The sequence below is a fragment of the Brytella acorum genome (assembly GCF_029309905.1).
Taxonomy (GTDB): Bacteria; Pseudomonadota; Alphaproteobacteria; order Acetobacterales; family Acetobacteraceae; genus Brytella; species Brytella acorum.
Map to the genome: position 1 here is coordinate 95,596 of NZ_JARBJP010000003.1, position 21,662 is coordinate 117,257.

The 21,662-nt window shown below is 63.9% G+C and carries 26 protein-coding genes and 2 pseudogenes; 4 read left to right on the plus strand and 24 right to left on the minus strand.

Annotation, left to right across the window (positions count from 1 at the left end; translation table 11 throughout):
* Positions 1-2 precede the first annotated feature (2 nt).
* Positions 3-1,373: an efflux RND transporter periplasmic adaptor subunit gene (locus PWM43_RS06890; protein WP_231367964.1), complete on the plus strand. Its 1,371-nt coding sequence runs from the start codon at positions 3-5 to the stop codon at positions 1,371-1,373.
* Complete coding sequence (locus PWM43_RS06895; protein WP_173576636.1) at positions 1,370-4,489, plus strand: efflux RND transporter permease subunit; 3,120 nt, start codon at positions 1,370-1,372, stop codon at positions 4,487-4,489. The genes PWM43_RS06890 and PWM43_RS06895 overlap by 4 nt, the downstream gene beginning before the upstream one ends.
* Positions 4,490-4,580: 91 nt before the next feature.
* Here the strand turns inward: PWM43_RS06895 and PWM43_RS06900 are convergent.
* From PWM43_RS06900 to PWM43_RS07010, 23 genes and pseudogenes are all read right to left on the minus strand, one after another.
* Positions 4,581-5,278 (minus strand): annotated as a pseudogene (locus PWM43_RS06900) (NAD(P)-binding domain-containing protein).
* An 8-nt stretch (positions 5,279-5,286) separates the two neighbouring features.
* Positions 5,287-5,985 (minus strand): arsenical resistance protein ArsH, encoded by a 699-nt coding sequence (gene arsH, locus PWM43_RS06905; protein WP_018308118.1) that lies wholly within the window; start codon positions 5,983-5,985, stop codon positions 5,287-5,289.
* 21 nt (positions 5,986-6,006) lie between these two features.
* Positions 6,007-7,302: an arsenic transporter gene (locus PWM43_RS06910; RefSeq protein ID WP_018308119.1), complete on the minus strand. Its 1,296-nt coding sequence runs from the start codon at positions 7,300-7,302 to the stop codon at positions 6,007-6,009.
* Entirely contained in the window at positions 7,302-7,739 is a 438-nt protein-coding gene (gene arsC / locus PWM43_RS06915; protein WP_029604264.1) for an arsenate reductase (glutaredoxin), read from the minus strand. The genes PWM43_RS06910 and arsC overlap by 1 nt, the downstream gene beginning before the upstream one ends.
* 189 nt (positions 7,740-7,928) lie before the next feature.
* Positions 7,929-8,219 (minus strand): annotated as a pseudogene (locus tag PWM43_RS15495) (arsenate reductase ArsC); the annotation flags it as partial.
* A gap of 8 nt (positions 8,220-8,227) precedes the next feature.
* Complete coding sequence (locus PWM43_RS06925; protein ID WP_018308121.1) at positions 8,228-8,569, minus strand: ArsR/SmtB family transcription factor; 342 nt, start codon at positions 8,567-8,569, stop codon at positions 8,228-8,230.
* Positions 8,570-8,811: 242 nt separating this feature from the next.
* Positions 8,812-10,551, minus strand: coding sequence for a relaxase/mobilization nuclease domain-containing protein (locus tag PWM43_RS06930; protein ID WP_029604265.1), 1,740 nt, complete (start codon positions 10,549-10,551; stop codon positions 8,812-8,814).
* Positions 10,552-10,845: 294 nt separating this feature from the next.
* Positions 10,846-11,517, minus strand: a complete 672-nt coding sequence (locus PWM43_RS06935; protein ID WP_023979786.1) for a lytic transglycosylase domain-containing protein — start codon at positions 11,515-11,517, stop codon at positions 10,846-10,848.
* A gap of 4 nt (positions 11,518-11,521) precedes the next feature.
* Complete coding sequence (locus PWM43_RS06940) at positions 11,522-11,860, minus strand: DUF736 domain-containing protein (RefSeq protein ID WP_023979785.1); 339 nt, start codon at positions 11,858-11,860, stop codon at positions 11,522-11,524.
* Position 11,861: 1 nt separating this feature from the next.
* Positions 11,862-12,419, minus strand: a complete 558-nt coding sequence (locus PWM43_RS06945; RefSeq protein ID WP_023979784.1) for a S26 family signal peptidase — start codon at positions 12,417-12,419, stop codon at positions 11,862-11,864.
* Positions 12,416-12,916 (minus strand): DUF2840 domain-containing protein, encoded by a 501-nt coding sequence (locus tag PWM43_RS06950; RefSeq protein WP_023979783.1) that lies wholly within the window; start codon positions 12,914-12,916, stop codon positions 12,416-12,418. The genes PWM43_RS06945 and PWM43_RS06950 overlap by 4 nt, the downstream gene beginning before the upstream one ends.
* The gene (locus tag PWM43_RS06955; RefSeq protein WP_018308123.1) at positions 12,913-13,155 is read right to left on the minus strand and encodes a ribbon-helix-helix protein; all 243 of its coding nucleotides are present in this window, start codon (positions 13,153-13,155) and stop codon (positions 12,913-12,915) included. The genes PWM43_RS06950 and PWM43_RS06955 overlap by 4 nt, the downstream gene beginning before the upstream one ends.
* Entirely contained in the window at positions 13,152-13,895 is a 744-nt protein-coding gene (locus PWM43_RS06960; RefSeq protein ID WP_018308124.1) for a DNA-methyltransferase, read from the minus strand. The genes PWM43_RS06955 and PWM43_RS06960 overlap by 4 nt, the downstream gene beginning before the upstream one ends.
* A complete protein-coding gene (parA, locus tag PWM43_RS06965; protein ID WP_018308125.1) occupies positions 13,892-14,530 on the minus strand; it encodes a ParA family partition ATPase in 639 nt (212 codons plus the stop codon). The genes PWM43_RS06960 and parA overlap by 4 nt, the downstream gene beginning before the upstream one ends.
* Positions 14,527-15,618 (minus strand): replication initiator protein A, encoded by a 1,092-nt coding sequence (locus tag PWM43_RS06970; protein ID WP_018308126.1) that lies wholly within the window; start codon positions 15,616-15,618, stop codon positions 14,527-14,529. The genes parA and PWM43_RS06970 overlap by 4 nt, the downstream gene beginning before the upstream one ends.
* A complete protein-coding gene (locus tag PWM43_RS06975; RefSeq protein WP_010668883.1) occupies positions 15,615-15,866 on the minus strand; it encodes a helix-turn-helix transcriptional regulator in 252 nt (83 codons plus the stop codon). The genes PWM43_RS06970 and PWM43_RS06975 overlap by 4 nt, the downstream gene beginning before the upstream one ends.
* 222 nt (positions 15,867-16,088) lie before the next feature.
* On the minus strand, positions 16,089-16,637 hold the full coding sequence (locus PWM43_RS06980; protein ID WP_018308127.1) for a DUF2285 domain-containing protein: 549 nt from the start codon (positions 16,635-16,637) through the stop codon (positions 16,089-16,091).
* A 19-nt stretch (positions 16,638-16,656) separates the two neighbouring features.
* On the minus strand, positions 16,657-16,875 hold the full coding sequence (locus PWM43_RS06985; RefSeq protein WP_010518331.1) for a transcriptional regulator domain-containing protein: 219 nt from the start codon (positions 16,873-16,875) through the stop codon (positions 16,657-16,659).
* Between the two features lie 138 nt (positions 16,876-17,013).
* Complete coding sequence (locus tag PWM43_RS06990; RefSeq protein WP_010518332.1) at positions 17,014-17,277, minus strand: DNA -binding domain-containing protein; 264 nt, start codon at positions 17,275-17,277, stop codon at positions 17,014-17,016.
* Between the two features lie 130 nt (positions 17,278-17,407).
* Complete coding sequence (locus tag PWM43_RS06995) at positions 17,408-17,692, minus strand: helix-turn-helix domain-containing protein (RefSeq protein WP_018308128.1); 285 nt, start codon at positions 17,690-17,692, stop codon at positions 17,408-17,410.
* A gap of 180 nt (positions 17,693-17,872) precedes the next feature.
* Complete coding sequence (locus PWM43_RS07000) at positions 17,873-18,025, minus strand: hypothetical protein (protein WP_010518334.1); 153 nt, start codon at positions 18,023-18,025, stop codon at positions 17,873-17,875.
* A gap of 340 nt (positions 18,026-18,365) precedes the next feature.
* Positions 18,366-18,692: a DUF736 domain-containing protein gene (locus PWM43_RS07005; RefSeq protein WP_018308129.1), complete on the minus strand. Its 327-nt coding sequence runs from the start codon at positions 18,690-18,692 to the stop codon at positions 18,366-18,368.
* Positions 18,693-19,288: 596 nt separating this feature from the next.
* Positions 19,289-19,729 carry a hypothetical protein gene (locus PWM43_RS07010; protein WP_023979781.1) on the minus strand — a complete coding sequence of 147 codons (441 nt, stop codon included), beginning with the start codon at positions 19,727-19,729 and terminating at the stop codon, positions 19,289-19,291.
* Positions 19,730-19,996: 267 nt separating this feature from the next.
* Here PWM43_RS07010 and PWM43_RS07015 point away from each other — a divergent pair, with 267 nt between their 5' ends.
* Together PWM43_RS07015 and PWM43_RS07020 are read left to right on the plus strand one after the other, a co-directional pair.
* The gene (locus tag PWM43_RS07015; protein ID WP_010517758.1) at positions 19,997-20,383 is read left to right on the plus strand and encodes a type II toxin-antitoxin system RelE/ParE family toxin; all 387 of its coding nucleotides are present in this window, start codon (positions 19,997-19,999) and stop codon (positions 20,381-20,383) included.
* Complete coding sequence (locus tag PWM43_RS07020; RefSeq protein WP_010517760.1) at positions 20,367-20,690, plus strand: helix-turn-helix domain-containing protein; 324 nt, start codon at positions 20,367-20,369, stop codon at positions 20,688-20,690. The genes PWM43_RS07015 and PWM43_RS07020 overlap by 17 nt, the downstream gene beginning before the upstream one ends.
* Before the next feature lie 30 nt (positions 20,691-20,720).
* Here PWM43_RS07020 and PWM43_RS07025 read toward each other — a convergent pair whose 3' ends face one another.
* Positions 20,721-21,650, minus strand: a complete 930-nt coding sequence (locus PWM43_RS07025; protein ID WP_010517762.1) for a DUF2493 domain-containing protein — start codon at positions 21,648-21,650, stop codon at positions 20,721-20,723.
* Positions 21,651-21,662: the final 12 nt, after the last annotated feature.

Here is a 21,662-nt window from a genome sequence, read left to right on the forward strand (position 1 = left end):
AGGTGCGTCTTCTGTCCCTGGTCCTGGCGTTGCTCCCGCTTTCGACCGCTACGCCAGGACCGGCGACGGCGACTGACCGAACGCCACTCTATTACCAGGATCCGGACGGCAAGCCCGCCTATTCCGCCAATCCGAAGAAGACGTCGGAGGGTCGGGATTATGTTCCGGTCTATGCTGACGGGTCACAGGGGTCTGGTGCCGCGTCCTCGCGATCCTCCGGTCCCTCGGCCCGGTCGGCGGATCGTGGCCGGGTGCTATTTTATCGCAATCCCATGGGGCTGCCCGACACTTCGCCGGTGCCGAAGAAAGATGCCATGGGGATGGCGTACCTCCCTGTCTATGAGAACGAGATCCGGGATGCGGGAACGGTTTTTGTGCCGCCCGGTCGTTTGCAGATCCTCGGCGTGCGGACTTCCGTTGCCGCAGTGCAGCCGGTGCTGAACCGCAGCGTGCATGCCACCGGCATTGCCCAGTTCGATGAACGGCGCATCGCCTTGGTGACAAGCAGGGTCGGCGGCTGGGTCGAGCATCTCGATATCGCTGCCACAGGCGATCCTGTCTGGCGTGGCCAGGTCATGGCCGAAATCTACGCGCCGGATCTGGTTGCATCCGAGCAGGAATATCTGATTGCCACCAGTTTGGACCCGGCTATGGCAACGGCCGCGCTGGAGCGCCTGCGCTCTCTTGGGGCGCCTGAGACCGAAATCGCGCGGCTGCGACGCACCCGGCATGCCGTGCGGCACATCCCGGTCGTTGCGCCGGCGGACGGGGTCGTGACCGAAAAGATGGCGGTGGAGGGCGCGCGCGTCGGGCCGGACCAACCGCTGTACCGGACGGCGGCGACCGCACCGATCTGGCTGATTGCCGAAGTGCAGGAGCAGGATCTGGGCGCGGTGCGGGTCGGTCAGCAGGCGCACGCCAGCCTTGTCGCCTTTCCCGGTCGTCGCTTCGACGGAACCGTCGATTTCCTCTATCCGAGCGTCTCCACCGAGACGCGAACCGGACGTATCCGGATCGTGTTGCCGAATGCGGATAGTGTGCTGCGGGCAGGCATGTATGCCGATATCGCGATCGATGTCCCTGCGTCCATGGCGGGGCCGGTGCTGGTCGTGCCGTCCTCGTCGGTTATCGACAGCGGCACCCGTCAGGTTGTGCTGGTCGAAACGGGGGAGGGCCGTTTTGCACCCCGTTCGGTGCGCGTCGGCGCGCGTGGCAATGACGAGGCTCAGATCCTGGATGGCCTGAAGGCGGGGGAAAGCGTGGTGGTCGGCGCCAACTTTCTGATCGATTCCGAAAGTAATCTGCGCGCCGCCCTACAGGCCTTTACCGTGCCGGACAGCAAGCCTGCCCGGGCAGGGAGTGCCGGTCGATGATTGCCAGAATCATTGCGGTGTCGGCGCGTAACCCGCTGCTGGTGATACTGGCAACGTTGTTCCTCGTGGGGGCTGGTGTCTGGGCGGTGATGAACACGCCGCTCGATGCCATTCCCGATCTCTCGGACACGCAGGTGATCGTCTATACCGACTATCCCGGCCAGGCGCCGCAGGTCGTCGAGGATCAGGTCACCTATCCCTTGACCACGGCGTTGCTGGCCGTGCCGCATTCGAAAGTGGTGCGCGGTTTTTCGACGTTCGGCACGTCGTTCGTCTACGTCGTCTTCGACGACGGTACCGATCTCTACTGGGCGCGTTCGCGCGTGCTGGAATATCTCAATTTCGCGCAGAAGCGCCTGCCCGCGGGTGTCACGCCGTCGCTGGGGCCGGATGCAACCGGTGTCGGCTGGGTCTACGAATATGTCGTCCAGGGTAAACAGCGCACGCTGGCGGAATTGCGCAGCCTGCAGGATTGGGTGATCCGCTTTCAATTGACCAAGGCGTCCGGCGTCGCCGAGGTGGCCGCCATTGGCGGGTTCGAACGGCAATATCAGATCGTCGTCGATCCCCGGAAGCTCCAGGCCTACGGTATCCCGCTGTCGCGCGTGGGCGATGCGGTGCGGCAGGGCAATCAGGATGTCGGCGGTCGCACCATCGAGCTGACCGAAACGGAATATATGGTGCGCGGTCGGGGCTATGTGCGCGATGTCCGCGATCTGGAGCGGATCGTGCTGAAGGTCGACGCCGTCGGAACGCCAGTCACGGTGGGAGACGTCGCGCGCGTCGAACTCGGCCCCGACGAGCGGCGCGGCATCGCGGAACTGGACGGTGTGGGAGAGGCGGTCGGCGGCATCGTCGTCAAGCGCGACGGAGCGGATGCCTTGACGACGATCCGGAGCGTCAGGCAGCGGATCGCCGAGCTGCTGCCTAGCCTGCCGCCGGGCGTTTCCATTGTGCCGGTCTATGATCGCTCGGCCCTGATCCTGCGTGCCATCGCCACGCTCCGGCACACGCTGATCGAGGAGAGTCTCATCGTCTCCTTCGTCTGCGTCGTCTTCCTGCTGCACGTCCGCAGTGCGCTGGTCGCGATCGTGACCCTGCCTGTCGGCGTCCTGTTCGCTTTCCTGGCCATGCACATGATCGGTGTCGGGTCGAACATCATGAGTCTGGGCGGCATCGCCATCGCGCTCGGGGCGATGGTGGATGCGGCGATCGTGATGATCGAAAATGCGCACAAGCACGTGGAGCGGCTGGCGCCCGGTGAAGCGCGTGGCCCGGCGCTGCTGGCGGCGGCGAACGAGGTCGGGCCGTCGCTGTTCTTCAGCCTGCTGATCATCACCGTGTCCTTCCTGCCGGTGTTCGCCCTGGAGGGGCAGGAAGGACGATTGTTCAAGCCGCTCGCATACACAAAGACCTTTTCCATGGCGGGCGGCGCGCTGCTCGCGGTGACGCTGGTGCCGGTCCTGATGCTGGCCTTCGTGCGCGGCCGCATCCTTCCCGAAGCGCGTAATCCGATCAATCGCGTGCTGATCGCGCTCTATCGTCCCGTAATCCGCGTCGTGCTGCGGGGACCGGTCCTGCTCGTCCTCCTTGCGATCGGGATTGGCGCCGGTACGATCTATCCGGCGGCCCATCTGGGCAGCGAGTTCATGCCCGATCTGAACGAGGGGACATGGCTCTACATGCCGGTCACGCCGCCAGGTCTCTCGGTCACCAAGGCGGTCGAGCTGCTGCAGGGTCAGGACCGCATCATCAAGAGCTTTCCCGAGGTCCAGTCGGTGTTCGGCAAGGCCGGGCGCGCGGCGACGGCCACCGATCCGGCGCCCACGGAAATGTTCGAGACGGTGATCACTCTCAAGCCGCAAAGCGAATGGCCGGCCGGCATGACCCCGGACCAACTGAAGGCCGACATGAACCGGGCGCTTGACCTGCCGGGGGTGAGCAACGCGTGGACGCAGCCGATCCGCGCCCGCATCGACATGCTCGCCACGGGGATTCGTACCCCGGTGGGGGTGAAGGTGTTCGGGCCGGATCTGGGACAGCTCGCCAGAATTGCGGAACAGGTCGAGCAGGTCGTGCGCACCATTCCCGGAACCACCAGTGCGTTTGCCGAGCGCCTGGAGGGTGGCCACTATCTGGAGATTATACCCGACCGGAACGCGATCGCGCGCTATGGCCTGTCGGTCGACGATGTGATGCAGGTGGTGGCCACGGCGCTCGGCGGCCAGACGGTCACGACGACCGTGGAAGGGCGCGAGCGTTACGGCGTGAGCGTCCGCTACCCGCGTGACCTGCGCGATGACCCGCAGGCGATCGCCGAACAGGTGCTGCTGCCGACGCCGGGCGGGGCGATGATCCCGCTGGGGCAGGTGGCGGTGATCCGTCTCACCGGGGGACCGCCCTCGATCCGCACCGAGGATGCCCAGCTTGTCGCCTATGTCTATGTGGACCTGAACGGACGCGATATCGGCGGCTACGTCAACGACGCGGCCCGCGCCGTGCGCGAGCGGGTTACGCTCCCGCAGGGATACCGCGTCGCGTGGAGCGGCCAGTTTGAATATATGCAGCACGCCATGGCGCGGCTGAAGCTGGTCGTGCCGGCAACGCTGGTTCTGATCTTCGTGCTGCTCTATCTCAATTTCGGACGGATCACGGAGACGCTGATCGTGCTGCTGTCGGTGCCGTTTGCGCTGGTCGGTGGGATCTGGCTGACCTGGTGGTTGGGCTACAATGTCAGTGTCGCTGTCGTGGTGGGGTTCATCGCCCTCGCGGGTGTCGCGTCCGAGACGGGCGTGATCATGCTGATCTATCTCGACAATGCCTTGGCAGACGTCAGCGGCAGGGCCCAGGCCGAAGGGCGCGCACTGACGCGCGCGGACTTGAGGGCTGCGATCATGCACGGCGCGGTGGAGCGCGTGCGGCCGAAAATGATGACGGTCACGGCGATCATGGCGGGCCTTGTGCCCATCCTGTGGAGCGCCGGCACCGGGTCCGAGGTCATGCGCCGGATCGCGGCCCCCATGGTGGGCGGCATGGTCTCGTCGACCGTGCTGACCCTGCTGGTTATTCCGGCGCTCTATGCTCTCGTGAAGGGATGGCTGCTGTCGCGTGGGTAAACATGGCAGACGTGTCGGCATATAATAGGGCATTATCTCCATGCCGTCTTCCGCCCTCATCCTGATCATAGAATGAAGACCTTCAAGTTTTCTACAAACGGACATCCTGTGTTGGCGACGCAAGCCAGGCCGCCAGTTGCCGGACCATGGATCTCGCGACACGGCCCGCCCCCAGCAGGGTGGCGCATGCGGGGCCGCACCAGGAGCCATAACCCAGCAGCCAGAGACGTGGCTCCCTGATGGCCTGCTGCCCGTTAACGCGGATCAGCCCGTCCGGCTCGATCACGTCGAGCGGCGCAAATGCGGAGAGCGCGGGTCGGAATGGGAGGAGTGGATTTGCGTTCTGGCAAACAATTCGCGGCCCGGATAATCGGGGATGAAGGGCGCAGACCATGTGCCGGTGGCGCCGATGACCGCGCGGCTTAGGAAATCACCCACGCTGGTGCTGACATTCAGGAATTTCTGGTCAGTGCGTTCCACACGTCCGACCATTACGGGGCGGTGGATCGGCGGCGCATAGCGCGCTTCGTAGCGGTGCAGATAGTCAAGCACCTCGTCGCGGGTGGGGTAGCTGCCATCCGGCGTGTCGGGCATCGGCCAGCCGGGGAGAGAACTGTAGGACGCGGGCGAGAACAGATGCAGGGAGTCCCAGCCATGCACCCATGCACCACCTGCCTGGGTCCCGTTATCGAGAATGACGTAACGCAGTCCGGTCCGTCGTAGAAAATACGACGCGGCGAGGGCCGCCTGACCGCCCCCCACGATCACGACATCGAACTGCTCGCCCATTGCCCGGCTCACAGGCTTTCCGGGAGACGGAATTCCGTCTTCCGTTCGCTATAGCGGTCCACGAGGTAGTCGGCCCGGTCGCGCAGCAGCCATGTGAACTTCATCAGTTCCTCCATGACATCTACCATCCGGTCATAGAGGGGGGACGGCTTCATGCGGTCATCGTCACCGAACTGCGTATAGGCCATTGGCACGCTGGACTGGTTGGGGATGGTGAACATCCGCATCCATCGGCCCAGAACCCGCAGGGCATTGACGGAATTGAAGCTTTGCGATCCGCCTGAGACCTGCATGACCGCCAGCGTGCGGCCCTGCGTCGGACGGATCGAGCCTTCGGACAATGGCAACCAGTCGATCTGGTTTTTGAACACAGCGGTTATGTTGCCGTGCCGTTCGGGGCTGCACCAGACCTGGCCTTCCGACCAGATCGACAGTTCCCGCAGTTCCTGCACTTTCGGATGCGTGGCAGGCACGGAATCCGCTATCGGCAGGCCGGTCGGGTCGAACACCCGTGTCTCGGCCCCCAGCACCTTCAGGATGCGTTCCGCCTCAAGCACCAGCAACCGACTGAAGGATCGGGGACGCAAAGAGCCGTAGAGCAGCAGGATACGCGGCGGATGGTCCACACGCGGTTGCGGTTCGAGCCGCGCGAGATCGACCCGTTCAAGATATTCGGGGTGCAGGGCTGGCAGGTCAGGAGCGGTCATATATATCGGTCCTTTCTTGTATTACGGGTGGCTGATCAGGGGCAGCCACAGGGCCAGCGCCGCGAGTGTTGCCAGCAGGACGGGCGGCGTAATCGCCAGTCCAACTTTCATATACTGCCCCCATGTGACCCGATGGTTCTTGGATGCCAGCACATGCAGCCACAGCAGTGTTGCGAGACTACCAATCGGCGTGAATTTTGGCCCGAGGTCGCAGCCGATGACGTTGGCATAGATCATCAGGTCGCGTGTCAGCGGCGTGATGTCGTGAGCCTGCTGGATCGCCAGCGCCCCGACCAGCACACTCGGCATATTGTTCATGATGGACGACAGAACAGCCGCCAGAAAGCCGGTGCCGATGGTGGCCGTGAACGTCCCTTGATGACCGAGCCAGACCAGTGCGGTCGCAAGGTAGTCAGTCAGCCCGGCATTGCGCAGCCCGTAGACCACCAGATACATGCCCAGGGAGAAGATCACGATCTGCCACGGGGCACCCCGCAGCACCTTGCGAACAGGGATCACCCGGCCATACCCGGCGACGAGCAACAGGGTTCCGGCGGCCAGGCAGGCTACGACACAGACCGGGATATGAAACGGCGCGGTCAGGAAATAGGCCGCCAGTACGAGGGCCAGTAGCGGAAATGCCGCCCGGAACACATGGGGGTCACGAATGGCCGTGGCAGGTGCGGGCAGTTCGGCGACGGGATAGGTCGCAGGCACCTGCCGCCGGTACCACAGCCACAAGACGGCCAGCGTTGCACCAAGTGCTACCAGATCGACAGGGACCATGATCGCGGCATAGCGATCGAACGCAATGCCAAAGAAATTGGCGCTGACGATGTTCACCAGGTTGGAGATGACGAGCGGCAGGCTGGTGGTATCCGCGACGAAGCCAGTGGCGATAATAAAGGCCAGCGCCGCAGCAGGACTGAGGCGAAGCTGCGTGAGGATGGCGATGACGATGGGCGTCAGCAGCAGGGCCGCGCCGTCATTGGCGAACACAGCCGCAATGGCCGCTCCCAGCACCACGATCAGCGGGAACAGCGTACGGCCTCGCCCTTTGCCCCAGCGCACGACGTGCAGGGCGGCCCAATGGAAGAATCCGGCCTCATCCAGCAACAGCGAGATGACGATCAGCGCGATGAAGGTGAAGGTCGCGTCCCAGACGATGTGCCACACGACAGGAATGTCGTGCCAGTGGATCACACCAGCCGCCAGGGCCACGGCGGCACCTGCCATTGCGCTCCAGCCGATGCCCAGCCCCCGAGGCTGCCAGATGACAAAAACGAGCGTGACAACGAAAATCAGAAGCGCCAGCATCAGACGATCCGCTTGCCGGATTCATCGACGATCTTCTCGCCGTCTTCTTTGACGAAAGCGCCTCGCTGCGGGTTGGGCAGGATGTCCAGAACTGCCTCGGACGGACGGCAGAGTGCCGCACCCAGCGGGGTGACGACGATGGGCCGGTTGATCAGGATTGGATGCGCCATCATGGCGTCGATTAGGTCGTCATCGCTCAGGGCCGGATTATCGAGGCCAAGCTCATCATAGGGCGTGCCCTTGCGCCGCAGGAGATCGCGAACCGAGATCCCCATGCGCGTGATCAGACTGACCAGTTCGGCGCGCGATGGCGGTGTTTTGAGATATTCGATGATGGTTGGCTCGATCCCCGCATTTCGGATCAGGGCAAGCGTATTGCGCGATGTGCCGCAATTCGGGTTATGATAGATTGTGACGCCAGTTGGCTCGGTGCCAATGTCGCGCAATTTCGTCACCAAACTGGCAGTCTCAAGCTTGGCCAGCGGCAATGCGACAAGCAGGGAAATACGATTCTTCAGACCCTTGAACGCCGAGACGAACGCTCGCTCCCGGTCGGCATCGGTTCCCGAAACATTACTCGGATCGGGAATGCCCCAATGGGCCGTGATGGGTTTCCCCGGCCATACCGGACAGACTTCTCCAGCAGCGTCATCGCAGACGGTAAAAACGAAATCCATAACGGGAGCGTTCGCAACAGCAAACTCATCCCAGGGCTTGGAACGCAGTCCCTCGGTCGGGTAGTCGAAGCTCGCCAGCACTTTCAAGGCGAGAGGATTGACCTGCCCCTTGGGATGGCTACCGGCGGAGAAGACCCTGAAATGGCCAGCACCATCCTTGCGAAGGATGCTCTCGGCCAAAATCGAACGTGCGGAATTACCCGTACACAGAAACAACACATTGAAGACGCGATCGGTCATTGGGGGGTTCACTCGGATGGGCAGCAGGACGACAGTTCTGCAACCAGTGGCTCACAAAGTTCAGGGCTTTGCCCGCAGCAGTCCTTGACGAGAAACAGCATCAGTTCCCGCAGGCGCGGTAGGCAGGCACGATAGACAATCACACGGCTATGGCGCTGCGAGGTCAGCAGGCCGGCACGGGTCAGAGTGGCGAGGTGGGCCGAGATCGTGTTCTGCGGGACATCGAGATGCCGCGCGACGTCTCCGGCCGGCAGCCCGTTCGGTTCATGGCGCACCAGCAGGCGGAATATCTCCAACCGCGTGGATTGCGACAGTGCGCTCAGGGCCAACAGGGTCGATTCGGTATCCATATATCCTTACTCGTGGATATATAGAATATTGTCAATTCCCTTTCGCCCGATGGGCCGTTCCTGTCGCCGGATTGTGCAGTGTCATTGCCGATTTCCGATTGGCTGCTTTCCCGACATATTGGCCGTGTCGGTCGTTCATCATTCTCTATATCCACTGACGAACCGAGCGTCGGCAACTTCCTTTCCCTCGGCGGGTCTATCTTCAATCCAGGGGAATTTAACTGTCCTTATCGCCACGACGACTATAGCCCGAGCCCCCGGTTCCGGGTGAAGCTCCAGTCGATCCCGCCATCGTCGCGTGCGACGCCGGAGACGTGCTGGCCCCGCTGCTTCTCCAGCGACGGCGTCCATGGCACGAGCTGGAACTGGAGGCCGTCATCGATCATCGCATAGCGGCCGGAGGCCAGGGCCATGCGTTGCCGATACGTGCCGGTGACATACTCGCCCGATGCCGACTGACTGAACGTCCGGCCCGTCTCAGCGGCGAGCCGCTCTCCCACTTCGTGAAGCTCGCGGTCCCTGAGTTTCCCGATCAGGTTGCGCGCCAGGATCACCCCCTGCGTCCGGCGTTCGGCAAGACCCTGCTCAATCAGTTGCTCGGTCCGCCGCTCCATCGCCTCATGCACTTCGGCACCGAACCCCGCCTGCCCCAATGCAACAGGGTCGCGCGCCACTGCCTGCCGGTCGAGCCAGGTAGCCCCGCGCGCCGTCACCTGATCCTCGATCGACAGGTCGGAACGGACGGCCAGCGCCACGCGACGCTGCCCCTTCCTGTCATCGAAGGCGCGAAGCTCCACGACCGACCCCATGCTGCCATCACCGGTCGCGTCGAGATCGGGAAAACGGATATGATGCGTGCGGCCATCCACGCCGTCGATGACGGCGTAGGCCGTGCCTTTCAGCTCGTCGTCCAGCCCCCGATCGACCAGCCTGCCGACGACAGGAACGTCGAGGCTTTCACCCGCCAGGACGTAGCTCGATGTGCTCCGCTCGATCCCGCGCTCCGTCAGCGAGCGGTGGATACGCTTGATGATGTCGCCGCGCTCCCCGAACTCGCGGAGCGTCGCCTCGGCGGATTCATCCAGCATCCATTGTCCCTGACCGACCTGATGGGCGAGACCGAGCCCCTCCAGGTGGCGCAGGCGCCCGACCTTCAGGGCCTCGAACGGATCAGGCTGCCGATCCGGCGCTGGCGCCATGTCGATGATGCCGTTGCGGCCCGCATCGCGGGCGAGTTGCCGGTCGAGCTGGGTCCAGTGCTCGGCGCCGACCTGGCGTTCGAGGGCACGATGGATTTCGACGTCATTGCGTAGCCCGAGTTCCTGCGTCACCAGATCCTGGGCACGGGCGCGCAGGCCCTCCCGGATATAATCGCGGGAGATCACGAGGTCGCTGCCATCCTCGGCTACGCCCCGCACGAGGATGTGGACATGGGGATGCTGGGTGTTCCAGTGATCCACCCCCACCCAGTCCAGCTTCGTGCCGAGGTCTTTTTCCATCTGCCCGACCAGTTCGCGGGCATAGCCCTTGAGGTCGGCCATGTCGGGCGCGTCCTCGGGTGAGATGATGAAACGGAAATGGTGGCGATCATCCTCGCAGCGCTCGGCGAACGCCTTCGGGTCGGCATCGTCGATGCCAGGACCGAAGAGCCGCGCCTTCTCGCCGTCCTTCGTCACCCCTTCCCGGCGCAGGTAACGCAGATGGGCGGCGAGCGGCGCCTTGCGCCCGCTGTGGCGCACGACACGGGCCTTGACGGTCACGCGGCGGACACGGCTGGTCAGCAGACGATTGGCCCTGGCTGCTGCGACGCGGCCACGCCCGAAGGACGAGCGGGAACCGCCGCCGCTGCGGCCCGATCGGAAGCCACCGCCTCCGGCACGCTGGGCCGAGGCGAGGGCCTGGGCGACGAAGGGCTTGAGCCGCTGGGCGCGGGGCGAGCGGATGCGGCCCAGACGGGGCTGGAAATCATTCTCGCGGGCCATTGGCGCCCCCAATGTGCGAAAAAGACAGGTGCAACAAGGAAAAGTAGGGTCGGCAAACATTGGCGGAGAGGGAGAAACATTGTGTAGGAAAGGAAAAAACGCTGGAAAACCAACACCCCAACCGAGGCGCAATGTGCGCCCTTTTATCTCGCCTCTCCTTTGCCCAGACCCAGTGCGGTCCCTGATCCCTGCTACGATCCGTCATGAGAAACGCTGGACCACGCCGGACCACGATTATGCGCTGACCTGCGACCGGCTGCGAATGGGCGGTAAGGAGAGGCGGATTCGGCATGGTCATGGTGCCGACTCCCTGTCAGAAACCGTCACGAACAGGCCAGCGGAGTGCGGTGCAATAGGCAACAGATCGCGTGCGGTGATGTTGGCAGACGCATCGTTCGCGCGTGCGAAAAAGATCGGCGCGCGTCTCCAGGCCAGGGGATCGGGACGCGCCGCCGGAAGCGGTATTGCGTCACCGTTCTGGCCGAGAAGAGGCAGAAGACCGGCGACATAGGCGAGGGTTTCGGGCGGCAGCGGACGTTGCCGATCGCGGAAGTCCTCGTAGCGTCCCGGTCCGGCATTATAGGCTGCGAGAAACCCCGGTGATCCGTAGCGATCGTGCATCTCGCGCAGATACGCGGCACCCGCGAGAATGTTGTCATGCACATCGAATGGATCACTTCCCAGCCCATAGCGGACACGCAGGTCGGCCCAGGTCGCGGGCATGATCTGCATGAGGCCGAGCGCGCCTTTCGACGAAATCGCACTGGTATCACCGCCGCTTTCAGCACGCATCACCGCCCGTATCCAGGTGGTAGGAACGTCGAAACGGCGGACTGCCTCAGCGATTTGGGCAGCAAAAGAATCGGTGTCGGCGAGTGTCGAAACCGACGCCGCCCGTGTCTGGTCGGCAGCAGCTAATACGCCGATCGCGGTGATGCCGACAGCGAGGAAGAACGCGGGTCGCATCGTCTCAATCTCCTCTTTCGGCGCGCTTTGACGGGCGCGTCCAGTTCAGCACCCAGACCGCGCGGTCGTCGGCGGTGCGGAAGAGATTGGCCCGGATGGGCTGCGTGAAGGCGGGATCGTCGAGTGCTACGGCGACGTATTCACCGGCCCTCTCGCCGGTGCGTTTCCAGCCTGCGCCGACCTCCGGACCGTCGGCATCGGTGAGATGGATGCGATAATCCGGTGCATGTTCGGCGTCGGAAAAATCGGCCGGAATGAGGATAAGATCCTGCGTCACGGTAAGGGTGCGAATACGCCCGGCAAAGCCGGTTTTGGTGCGGGTGAAAAGACCGATCTGTGCCATCTTAGTGTCCTTTCGCGGATGGATTGGAGGATAAGGCGACGGCCTGGCCGCTCCCGGATGGAAGCCAGACCGGAGTGGCTCGGCCGATGACGGTGGAGAGGGGCAGCGCGCCAAAATATCGGCCATCGAGACTGCGTGGCTCGGCCGGATTCATGACGAAGACCTGGCCGGGATCGAGGTGTTGGCAACCCCGCCAGACGGGCAGCGGGCGACCACGATGATCGACGGATCGCGCGTCGCCAGCGAATTTTCCGTCGATGGTGATGCGTTGTCCGGTACGGCACACGAACTGCCCTGCGATGGCCGCTACAGGTTTGAGCAGGGGCACACCGAGAGGGAGGTAGCCGCGCGTCGCCAGCAGCATCGCCTCGCGCTCGGGCAGACGGACAGCGGCCAGATCGCCGACATGCGGCGCAGGGTCCGTGTGCAGCCGATAAAGCCCGACGGGCACGCTCGCCGTTTCGTTCCAGATCAGCCGGGGCATAGGATGCAGGGCCAGCGAAACGCCCACACCGAGCACCGCGAAATAGGTGGCGAAGAACCAGCCACGCCGGGTCATGACGTCACCTGCCGCCGCTTGAGCCAGGCTGCGTGCTGCTCGCGCGTGTAGCTGCGGGGCTCATGTCCGGCAGTGATGCGATGGTGGAGATGCCGCCAGTAATCGGGCGCGGCATCCGCCGGGTCGATGCCCAGCGCGTCAACAGCGTCGATCGCCCGAAGCACGCGCTCGACCCTCGGCCAGCTATCGACACGCAGGAGGATTTCGCCACCGGGACGCACAAATGGCAGAGTCTGGAATGGACTTCCTGCTTCCACCGCCCGCACGATGTCCACGCGGGAGACCGTGGCTCCCAGATCGTTCGACGCCCAGCGGACGAAGGCGAAGATGCTGCCCGGCGCGAAACTGGAAATGCGGCGGCGACCATCAAGGATCTGTTCGTCAACGCGGTGGCCGAAGCGCAACCAGTGCTCGATACGCTTCTCGATCCAGGTCAGTTCGACATGGGTCAGCGACGCCGCGCGGCGATGCGGCGGCGTAGAAAATCGTCCGTTCATGGCACGTCTCCGGGATTGTCAGGGAACTCACGGGCGAGCAGCGCGCGCAGCATGTCGGCGACGGTCATGCCGCGCTGGAACGCCGCGACCTTGATGCGGGCGCGCAGCGCCGGCGTGACGTCGATGGTCAGCCGGGCGGTGAAGTGGTTGGCAGCCGCAGGCTTGTCCGGCGCCTTGACCCAGCGTTCCGGGTCGGCGGGGCGCGACGCGAAGCCGGGTAGCGTGCGACGCTCTGTCATGGCGATATTCCCTCGCCGAGCGGCAGCACGGACGCGATACGGTCGCGCGCTTTCTGCGCCATGACAGGATCGATCTCGCAGCCGACATAGCGCCGACCGGCGAGCCGACAGGCGACGCCAGCAGCCCCCGAGCCGGCGAACCAGTCGCCCACCAGGCCACCCGGTGGGCAGCTCGTGCGGATCAGGATCTCCAGCAACGCCACCGGCTTCTCGGTCGGGTGGATGGCCCGGCCATGCGTATTACGGACCGGAATCACGGAGCGCATCAGGCGCGGGCCACCGTCCTCGCTGACGTAACGACCGGCATCGATCCGACCCATGTGGGGCGGCCGGTGTTTCCGTCGTACCGTGCGTGCCCGTGCGTCGGACGTGGTCGGAACCACGTTGTAGACGGCGCGCCAGGGCGTATCGTCGCGATAGAACTGGACGATCAGTTCATGCACGCGCCGGAACCGATCGGCATGGAAGCTGGAACCGTTCTGCTTCTCCCAGACCAGTTCCTGGGCATATTTCCAGCCCGCATTCCGAAATGCCGCGTTGGATGCAAGGAAACTCCGCAGGGAGCCGAAAACCCAGAGCGAGCCGCTGGGTTTCAGGGCAGCGAGCGCCTTGCCGGGCCAATCCGCTATGCGCCGGTCCCATGCGAGCGACGTATCGCCATAGGGGGGATCGACCAGGATCATGTCGTAGGGGCCGTGCCAGGGCATCAGGAGCGCGCTGTCGCCGGTCAGCAGGGTCATGACACCAGCCCCCCAATCTCGGCTGTCAGTGCGGCGATTTCGCGGGCGGCAATCCCCTGCGGGCGCAAGTCGCAGACCAAGCGGCCGGTGCGCGCCATGTCGGCGAACGCGACCCGCTGGCCGATCCGCGCTGCCAGCGCCGCCGGCTCATGCCCCACCAGCGCCAGCCGGGTTTCGCGGGCGATCACCGTGCGCGCGGCGCAGCGGTTCAGCACGAAACGGGCCAGCAGACCGGGACGGAAGAGCCGCGCTTCCGCCAGCAGCCGCAGCATTTCGGCCGAGGCCCAGCCGTCGAACGGCGAAGGCTGCACCGGGATCAGCACCAGATCGGCCGCCAGCAGGGCGGAGCGCAGCAGCGCCGCCACCCGAGGCGGACCGTCGATGACGACGTGATCCACCCCCTGAGCCAGTTCCGGCGCCTCGTGATGCAGCGTGTCGCGCGCCAGGCCGATCACGCCGAACAGGCGGGGCAGTCCCTCCCGTGCGCGCTGCGCCGACCAGTCCAGCGCCGAGCCCTGCGGGTCGGCATCGATGACCGTCACGCGCCGGCCTTCCCGAGCCCATTGGCCCGCGAGATGCAGCGCCAGCGTCGTCTTGCCGACGCCGCCCTTCTGGTTGAGGAGGGCCACGATCATGGCCCGTCTCCGCGTGCTTTTGGGCCGGAAACGGAGGGACCAGGGCCGTTATCCGCAAGGCGGCCCGCCCCATCAACATAAGAGTTAGATTCTAAGTTAGATAAGTTAAGGGCCGGAATCGCCGTTTCAGGCCAAAGACTTAGCTGCGATTCGTGCGTGCGAAGTCCCGATAGTCCTGCGTGTGATGTCCCGATAAGGGTTGCGTGTGAAATCCCGATACCATTCACATGGTTATCCACAGGAATTGTGGATAAGTCGGCCGGCAGGATGCGGAGCAATTCGCGCGCGCCGTCGCGCTCGATGCCCAGGCGATAGCCGGGCAACGACTGGCGGGCGGCGATATGCCGGATCTGGATGGCGAAATCCGAGACACGCACCAGGCTGCCGGATTTCGCATGCAGATGGGCGATCTCGAAGGTCCAGCCCGCACGCTGGCGGCCAGCATGCTTGCGGGCGATGCGATAGAGCCAGCGTTCGATGCCGCCGGTGAGGCGGAAATAGGCCGGGTCGATGGCAAGCACGAGCGAGCGGTCGATCACGCCGCGATAGAACCATTCGGGAATGACGATCTCGACACCAGCGGCGCGGCCCGTCTGGCTGGCACAGATCTCCCATTCGGTGATCCAGGAGAACTGCTGACGGCGCCAGTTCTGGCCGTTGCGGATCGTAGTGGCGACCACGGTGGACTGGAGCCGGGTCAGTGCCGCCTTGAGTAGCCCATAATCCCGCGCTCCCGTCTGACGCCCGATACTGCTCAGAAGCTGATAGGGCGTGAAGCGCAGGAAGCGCGATGTCGTAAGACCAAGATTTTCCGCCTCGACGATCTGGCTGGCGGCCCAGATCAGCACATCGGCGTCCCAGATCGTCGCCATGCCATGGTCGGGCATGCCGAAGACTTCGACACGGACGTCACCGGCTTCATAGAAGATCGGCACCGTGCGCTTTGTCTTCGCGAGCGAGAAGAACGGTCGCTCCATCAGGTCGCGCTGATCGCGCGGGCTGGCATCCCCGCCGGAGACCACGAACGGGTCGAGCCTGTTGCGTTCGCTTGCGCGCCTGGAACGCGGAATACCCGGCGCGGCATTCATCGTGGGTCATGCCCGGCGGCACGCGCCGCGTCATAATTCGGGTCGGAGGTGGATTTGCACGCACCGGCGGCTGCCCATACGTCGAGGTCATCGATCAGATAGACGACGCGACCACCAAGCTTGCGGAACGTCGGTCCTGTACCGTGGCAGCGATATTTTTCCAGTGTGCGCGGCGAAAGTCCGAGAATTTGCGCAGCCTCATGGGTGCGCAGATAGCGCGCCGGTGAGGGCGTGGGTCTGTTGAGCATGATATGCCTCCGTCCGGTTTTGAAGCGTCGCGGCGAAGTCGCGGCGGATCGGGATGACGGTGGCGAAGAAAGCAGGCGTTGGGGGTGGACGAAGATTTTTCAGACTCAGTGTCCACCTTCGGCGGACCATGACGCGCGCAAGAGTTACCGTGCGCAGCCGGGCGCAGGCCAGCGTCGAAAAAATGGAGGGAAACAGCGCAGGAGAGCGAAAAACGGCTGATGCTATTTGCCGTGTAAGAAATCCAGGTAACCGCCGTTTACCCGGTTCTCTGCGTCCTGAATCAGGCGATCCGCAAAGCGCCGCGCCGCAGTGTTCTTCCACTCGATGGAAGGTAAAATCGCCTGCCATGAACGGCCGGCGGCTATGGCGACCTCACGTGGGCCGCCACCAATTTCCTGAATGTCGAAGGCGATCAGAAGCTGAATCTGCCGCGCACGCTGGAGCGGCGTGAGCTGGAGCGCGCGTGGAAGCAGGGCAACGCGGCTGCCACGCAGATGCCGGAAAAAGCGCAACGCCACATCGAGACGAAGCTCGCCGGCAGCGTCCAGCGGCAGCAGCACGGCGGGGCGTTGCAAGGCCGAAGGGTCCAGAAGCCGAAGAAAGAGATCGCCAACCGCGTCGCCGATCGTAAGCCACCCGCCATCCGCATCGTCGTGACGGGCCAGGATATTCCCCAGCATGGCGGGTTCGATCGGGGTCACCGTCGCGAAACCCGAGGGTGCCGGCGTGAGAATCAGCGTGGCCGGGGAGACCTCGGGCCTCCAGACCATGCGGCCGCGGCGGGCGGGTTCATCGGGAGCATGGACAAAAGCCCAACCCCCAGCGTTCGGCGAACGCCGCGCGCTCTGCGGCGGCGTCCGTTGCCCGGCGGGCGATGCGTCGTTGCAGGCGGGCATACTCGCGACGGTACGTCGCGTTGCGGCGCAGGAACTCGACGGCGAAACCGGAACGGTCCAGAGTGCTGATACGGTCGCGTATTTCCTGTGAACGCCAGAAGGATGTCGGCATGGTGACCTCCCTGTCTGGCCCCTCATACGGCAAGGGGGCAGCCTCAATTAGCCGGATCGGAACCGCGAGCGCATAGACCCTGATTTTCTATTGGGGAGAGTGCCGTGGGGGACCAGCGCGTGGGCCGGCGAAGCCCGGCTATTGCAGGCGCGGCTCCAGCAAATGCCGGTAGCCGGCTTTGGTCATCCAGCGCGCCCGTGCAAGATGGTTGTCGTAAACAGCCCTGGCGCGCACGGGTTCACAGACAGGATCGATTTTGAACAGCACCGCAACGACTTCGCGCCAGTCGGCACCTTCCTCGTCGGCGATCAGGAGGCGGAGATAAAGGTCGAGATGCTGCTCGTCATAGGCGTTCACACGCGCCGTCAGAGGCGGGTGATCCTGGAAGGATGGGTGGGTCATGACGATCCCTCGTGATAGCGCTGTTGGATCGGTTCGATAACAAATTCGTGGAATGACGACCGTTCGACGGTTCCGCGCTGACGCAAAAAACAACGCGGGGCCGAGTGGGAAGGCTGCGCGGCCAGGCCGATCAGGACGGCGCGCGTCTGCGACGGCCCGCATCCTGTCGCGTCTGTGGATCGGAAGTCTCGTGAAGAAACATGACACCACGCCCTTGCCCGGACTCGATGAACAGGATGCCCGCTGCTTCCAGCGCGCGGCGGACCTGGTCGATCGTGCCCTCATGGACACCAAGGCCACGCTCGGATTCAAGGCGCTTGAGCGCGGTCAATGCTACGAGGGCTTTTTCAGCGAGCCGTTCCTGTGTCCAGTTCAGGAGTGCCCGTGCCGCCCTTACCTGTCGGCCAGTGATCATCCATGATCACATCCGACATGCAGGGCATGCACACCAGAAATACGACTATAATAGTCGTATAATGGAGATTCAATATCGTTCTTTCAGTTGGATAGTGAGGAAACACCGGCGTCCTGCTTCTGATAGGACCGTCAGTGGGGTCCGCCGTCGGTACGGGCGACCAGACGAAAAGACCCCCGCTTACGCGGAGGCCTCCCCGTCGTGGCATTTTGCTGCGAATTGCGCGCATACCTGGTTCAGTTCACGCTCGATTTTGGCCCGCTCACGACGGCTGAGGTGAAAGCTGGTCAGTTCGGCGCGCAGCATCTGGATCTGGTCGTGTAGCGTGGTCATCGTCCTGCTCCTTTCGTTTTTCGAAGACAGGCCGTCGCCTCATGCGCGCGTGAATCGGGTCAAGGATCGCCGCAGGCGACCGCCCCAGCGGCGCGCGGGGGAGCCGATTTTGTCTGGTGTGCCCGTAGGGTGCGCCGGGCAAAATTGGGGGGACCGCGCGTCCTTGAGGCGGTTCACGCCGGGCATGGTACAATGGGAAGGCTGAGGGAAGCCCTGTTCCCCTTTCTTGCCCACACATTGGCAGATTGGGCGCGGCGCGACTGGTGCGCCCACCCGCCGGTTCGCGATCGGTCATGCGAAGGCCCCACCCGGACCGGCCGGGCGGGGGATCGCTGGCACCTCAGTCGCCGTTGCGGCGGCCGTTGGGGCGGGACCAGATCAGGCTGTAGCCCTCGCCGTCCTCGTCATCGAAGAGGTTGGCGAAGATCGGGGCGTTGAAGCTCGGATCGTCGAGCTTGAGGCTCAGATAGTCGCGCCCCTCGTTGGAGCGCCGGGACCAGGCCGCTCCGATCTCGACCCGGCCGACGAAGACGCGGTGGCTGGGGGCATTTTCGTTCAGGCGCGTGGTCTCGGGGGCGATGCGGACGTTGGGGGTCTGGAGCGAGAGGGTGACGATCTCGCCGTTATATCCGTTGCCGACTTTCTTGAAGGTGCCGATGGTAGCCATGATACTGCTCCGTGATCTCTGTTACCGAGCCCGCACCATTGCGGCCTCGATGGCGATCGGACAGACGGAGGCGAGCGGCGGCGCATCCCGTAGGGACCGAAGCGCAGCGGAGGACGGCGGGACGGAATTTTCTTGTTTCGCGAGGAATGACGGCGCAGCCGTCAGGGGAAGAAAATTATGGACCGCTGTTGCGCCATGGCCGATCGAGGCGCAGCCGACCTTCGGCTAGATCAGCCATCTTGAGAGGCGGCATGCGTGCGCGGCCCGACAGAGCACACATCACGGAGACTATGGCCACCCGCGCCCCACGCAAGTGTCGGCCAGGAAGGGGAAGGCATCGTCATGCCCTGCTTCCGACCCTGCACACGCCCCGTTCCGGGACTGCGTTTCGCACGGACACGCCCTGCCTTCCGGGATTCCACCGGCCGATGCTGACAGGAAGCGCTGGACGTCCACGCTCCAGGGAAAGAGCACCTTCAGCCAATATGCTGCAATCAGGGCCTCATCGATCGCTCCTGCCATACCCTCCTGACAGCGAGGCGGCCAGATGCGAAAGCCCCCGATCCTGTCCTGCCTCGCCGGTTGCCAGAGCGGTGTCAGACCCGCGCGATATTGCCGCCGGACGGTCCGGGTGGGGCCACGGTTGTAAAGCGGATGAAAGCGGTGACGCCCACCGCGATCGCGCCGATGATGGAGAAAAAGAGCTGCCACGCCGGAGACGGCATCAGCATCTGGGCGATCCCATGTGTCGTGCTGTAGCCCATGATAATGGCGGGCACCGTATAGAGCAGGACGATCAGCAGCTTGAGCCACATCCACGGCACCAAGGCGAAGGCGATTTGGCCAATAACGAAGGTTGCAGCGCCCGCGACGAAACCGACGATGATCCCGCCGACAACACCAGCACCCGCACCATACGCCCAGAACCCGGCCATCAGACCCATGGCGCAGGGCAGGGCGAAGACTGCCACGGTAAAGAACAACCAGCACAGGAAGCCAATGCCGGCGACGAGCAGGAAGGGAGCAAGGATGAACATGGCGGCGGTCTCCGTGCAACCGACAATGTCGGACGGTCGCGCCTGCCACCACCACCACGGCGCAACCCGCATTATAGCGCAGATGATACGGTGACCGGAACGAAAATCCGCGCGGCTTACGTCCCGCCGGTGACGATATCATCGAAATCTATCGCTGGTATGCGGACGTTGCGGTCAATCAGGTCGAGCGTTATTGCCTTCCCCCGTGATCCGGTGGCGTTGCGAAGAACCTTGCGATCCATAGCACCTGGTGCTACATAGGAGGTCATGACCAATGCCGAGCCATCCCAGCGGGCATTCAAGACCGCCTGGTTCGCCAGGGCGGCCCGGAAAGCTCGCATCAAAGACGATGAACTCTGCAAAGCGATCCGGGAGGTCATGAAGGGTCAGGCCGTCGATCTGGGTGGTGGTGTCTTCAAGAAGCGCCTGAACAAGAACCTGCATCGCAGCATTATTCTTGCGAAAGGCGGTCGATACTGGATCTACGCCTATCTGTTCGCGAAGAAGGACCGGGACAATATCGATAGCGATGAACTGGAAGACTTCCGGACCCTCGCCAAAGCCTATGCCGTGCTGACCGGGGAACAGGTCGAACGGCTTTTGAAGGATCGAGACCTGACGGAGATATGCCATGGCGATGAAGAGAAAAAATAGCTTCCGGAGCGACATTTCCGAGGCCATTCATTCCGGGGCGGTAATGCTGCACAAGGTCGGCGCGCTCGACAAGGCGACGATGCGTGATTTTGACACGCGCCATCTGGTGGTGCCCCCTGCGATCGAGCCGATCGAGATCAAGCGTCTCCGCGAGGCGAACAATGTCAGCCAGCCGGTCTTCGCGCGGTATCTGAACACGAGCGAAAGCACGGTCGAGAAGTGGGAGAGCGGCGCCAAACGGCCGAGCGGGATGGCGCTCAAGCTGTTGAGCGTCATTCAGAAGCACGGTCTTGAGGTTCTTGCCTGAGACGCTGGCTTGCGGGGAAGGAGAGAGCGCTCACGCGCCGCCTCCGAACCGCAGGACCGGGATACCGAGCCGCTTTGCCTTGTCGGCCAGATTTTCCTGGATGCCTGAACCGGGGAAGACGATGACGCCGATCGGCATAGTGTCGAGCAGCGCATCGTTACGACGGAAGGGCGCCGCCTTGGCATGCCTGGTCCAGTCCGGCTTGAAGGCGATCTGCACGATATCGCGGTGATCGGCCCAACGTGAGGCAATGAACTCAGCACCTTTGGGCGAGCCACCGTGGAGCAGCACCATGTCGGGATGCTTGGCCCGCACCTTATCCAGCCGGTCCCAGATCAGGATATGGTCGTCGAAGTCCAGGCCCCCGGTCACGACCACCTTGGGGCCGGGCGGGACCAGCAACTCGCCCTCGGCGCGGCGTCGGGCGTTGAGGAAATCGCGGCTGTCGATCATGGAGGCCGTCATGGTGCGACGTGACACCAGCGAGCCGGCCTTCGGACGCCACGCGCTCAGGGTCAGGCGCTCGAACTGCTCCTGCGCCTCGTCGCGGAAGATCTCGTAGGCGTTGCGGCGCTCGATCAGGGTCAGCCCTTCGGCGATCAGCCGCTCCAGTTCCACCGAGCGGATCTCGCTGCCATCCTGTTCCTGCTGGCTCCGTTTCTGCGCCTGCTCGTTGCGGTCAAGCTCACGCTCAACCTGGCCGACCATGCGGTGGAAGATGTTCACGGTGGACCAGAGCAATGCTTCGAGATCGGCTTCCAGCCGTGTGTCGGTCAGCGTCGCAGCGATGGCGTCGAAGATGTCGGCCACAGCACCCCCGATGCGCTGCGCTTCGGGTAGCGGCCTGGGGTCCGGCTCGTCCGCGAAGGGACGGTAGCCATACATCTGGAGTTCGGTCAGCACATGCGCGGTGGATGAAGCGGCGTGCGGCGGTTCGAAATCGTCGGTCATGCGGGTCATGAGGCTGTCCTC

Excerpts from the sequence above, each read along its gene's own strand:
- PWM43_RS06895 (WP_173576636.1), top strand. The coding sequence starts at position 1,370 with ATGATTGCCAGAATCATTGCGGTGTCGGCGCGTAACCCGCTGCTGGTG.
- arsH (WP_018308118.1), bottom strand. The coding sequence starts at position 5,985 with ATGACCGCTCCTGACCTGCCAGCCCTGCACCCCGAATATCTTGAACGG.
- PWM43_RS06910 (WP_018308119.1), bottom strand. The coding sequence starts at position 7,302 with ATGCTGGCGCTTCTGATTTTCGTTGTCACGCTCGTTTTTGTCATCTGG.
- PWM43_RS06925 (WP_018308121.1), bottom strand. The coding sequence starts at position 8,569 with ATGGATACCGAATCGACCCTGTTGGCCCTGAGCGCACTGTCGCAATCC.
- PWM43_RS06930 (WP_029604265.1), bottom strand. The coding sequence starts at position 10,551 with ATGGCCCGCGAGAATGATTTCCAGCCCCGTCTGGGCCGCATCCGCTCG.
- PWM43_RS06935 (WP_023979786.1), bottom strand. The coding sequence starts at position 11,517 with ATGCGACCCGCGTTCTTCCTCGCTGTCGGCATCACCGCGATCGGCGTA.
- PWM43_RS06940 (WP_023979785.1), bottom strand. The coding sequence starts at position 11,860 with ATGGCACAGATCGGTCTTTTCACCCGCACCAAAACCGGCTTTGCCGGG.
- PWM43_RS06945 (WP_023979784.1), bottom strand. The coding sequence starts at position 12,419 with ATGACCCGGCGTGGCTGGTTCTTCGCCACCTATTTCGCGGTGCTCGGT.
- PWM43_RS06950 (WP_023979783.1), bottom strand. The coding sequence starts at position 12,916 with ATGAACGGACGATTTTCTACGCCGCCGCATCGCCGCGCGGCGTCGCTG.
- PWM43_RS06955 (WP_018308123.1), bottom strand. The coding sequence starts at position 13,155 with ATGACAGAGCGTCGCACGCTACCCGGCTTCGCGTCGCGCCCCGCCGAC.
- PWM43_RS06960 (WP_018308124.1), bottom strand. The coding sequence starts at position 13,895 with ATGACCCTGCTGACCGGCGACAGCGCGCTCCTGATGCCCTGGCACGGC.
- parA (WP_018308125.1), bottom strand. The coding sequence starts at position 14,530 with ATGATCGTGGCCCTCCTCAACCAGAAGGGCGGCGTCGGCAAGACGACG.
- PWM43_RS06970 (WP_018308126.1), bottom strand. The coding sequence starts at position 15,618 with ATGAATGCCGCGCCGGGTATTCCGCGTTCCAGGCGCGCAAGCGAACGC.
- PWM43_RS06975 (WP_010668883.1), bottom strand. The coding sequence starts at position 15,866 with ATGCTCAACAGACCCACGCCCTCACCGGCGCGCTATCTGCGCACCCAT.
- PWM43_RS06980 (WP_018308127.1), bottom strand. The coding sequence starts at position 16,637 with ATGGTCTGGAGGCCCGAGGTCTCCCCGGCCACGCTGATTCTCACGCCG.
- PWM43_RS06985 (WP_010518331.1), bottom strand. The coding sequence starts at position 16,875 with ATGCCGACATCCTTCTGGCGTTCACAGGAAATACGCGACCGTATCAGC.
- PWM43_RS06990 (WP_010518332.1), bottom strand. The coding sequence starts at position 17,277 with ATGACCCACCCATCCTTCCAGGATCACCCGCCTCTGACGGCGCGTGTG.
- PWM43_RS06995 (WP_018308128.1), bottom strand. The coding sequence starts at position 17,692 with ATGATCACTGGCCGACAGGTAAGGGCGGCACGGGCACTCCTGAACTGG.
- PWM43_RS07000 (WP_010518334.1), bottom strand. The coding sequence starts at position 18,025 with ATGACCACGCTACACGACCAGATCCAGATGCTGCGCGCCGAACTGACC.
- PWM43_RS07005 (WP_018308129.1), bottom strand. The coding sequence starts at position 18,692 with ATGGCTACCATCGGCACCTTCAAGAAAGTCGGCAACGGATATAACGGC.
- PWM43_RS07010 (WP_023979781.1), bottom strand. The coding sequence starts at position 19,729 with ATGTTCATCCTTGCTCCCTTCCTGCTCGTCGCCGGCATTGGCTTCCTG.
- PWM43_RS07015 (WP_010517758.1), top strand. The coding sequence starts at position 19,997 with ATGACCAATGCCGAGCCATCCCAGCGGGCATTCAAGACCGCCTGGTTC.
- PWM43_RS07020 (WP_010517760.1), top strand. The coding sequence starts at position 20,367 with ATGAAGAGAAAAAATAGCTTCCGGAGCGACATTTCCGAGGCCATTCAT.
- PWM43_RS07025 (WP_010517762.1), bottom strand. The coding sequence starts at position 21,650 with ATGACCCGCATGACCGACGATTTCGAACCGCCGCACGCCGCTTCATCC.